This is a genomic window from Corynebacterium sp. CCUG 69979, from assembly GCF_024454095.1.
Lineage (GTDB): Bacteria > Actinomycetota > Actinomycetes > Mycobacteriales > Mycobacteriaceae > Corynebacterium > Corynebacterium genitalium.
In genome coordinates this window covers 1-1,078 of record NZ_JAGPZA010000043.1, presented here as the reverse complement: position 1 = coordinate 1,078, position 1,078 = coordinate 1, and the positions used below count along the sequence as shown (strand labels likewise).

1 rRNA gene is annotated in these 1,078 nt (G+C 55.8%); it reads left to right on the top strand.

The window, feature by feature from the left end:
• Positions 1 to 78: 78 nt before the first annotated feature.
• Positions 79 to 1,078 (top strand): 16S ribosomal RNA (locus KBX18_RS11725); the annotation flags it as partial.

Here is a 1,078-nt window from a genome sequence, read left to right as displayed (position 1 = left end):
TTTGTGTGTGGGTGGTTTTGTTTTGGTTGGGTTTTGGGCTTTTCACGGCCTGTTTCACTGTGTTTTGTTGAAACTGTTTTTGTGGAGAGTTTGATCCTGGCTCAGGATGAACGCTGGCGGCGTGCTTAACACATGCAAGTCGAACGGAAAGGCCGAAGCTTGCTTCGGTACTCGAGTGGCGAACGGGTGAGTAACACGTGGGTGATCTGCCCTGCACTTTGGGATAAGCCTGGGAAACTGGGTCTAATACCAGATAGGACCACGTCTTGGATGGTGTGGTGGAAAGTTTTTTCGGTGTGGGATGAGCTCGCGGCCTATCAGCTTGTTGGTGGGGTAATGGCCTACCAAGGCGTCGACGGGTAGCCGGCCTGAGAGGGTGTACGGCCACATTGGGACTGAGATACGGCCCAGACTCCTACGGGAGGCAGCAGTGGGGAATATTGCACAATGGGCGCAAGCCTGATGCAGCGACGCCGCGTGGGGGATGACGGCCTTCGGGTTGTAAACTCCTTTCGCCAGGGACGAAGCGTAAGTGACGGTACCTGGATAAGAAGCACCGGCTAACTACGTGCCAGCAGCCGCGGTAATACGTAGGGTGCGAGCGTTGTCCGGAATTACTGGGCGTAAAGAGCTCGTAGGTGGTTTGTCGCGTCGTTTGTGTAATACCGCAGCTTAACTGCGGGGTTGCAGGCGATACGGGCATAACTTGAGTGCTGTAGGGGAGACTGGAATTCCTGGTGTAGCGGTGGAATGCGCAGATATCAGGAGGAACACCGATGGCGAAGGCAGGTCTCTGGGCAGTAACTGACGCTGAGGAGCGAAAGCATGGGTAGCGAACAGGATTAGATACCCTGGTAGTCCATGCCGTAAACGGTGGGCGCTAGGTGTGAGTCCCTTCCACGGGGTTCGTGCCGTAGCTAACGCATTAAGCGCCCCGCCTGGGGAGTACGGCCGCAAGGCTAAAACTCAAAGGAATTGACGGGGGCCCGCACAAGCGGCGGAGCATGTGGATTAATTCGATGCAACGCGAAGAACCTTACCTGGGCTTGACATGCACCGGATCGCTGCAGAGATGTAG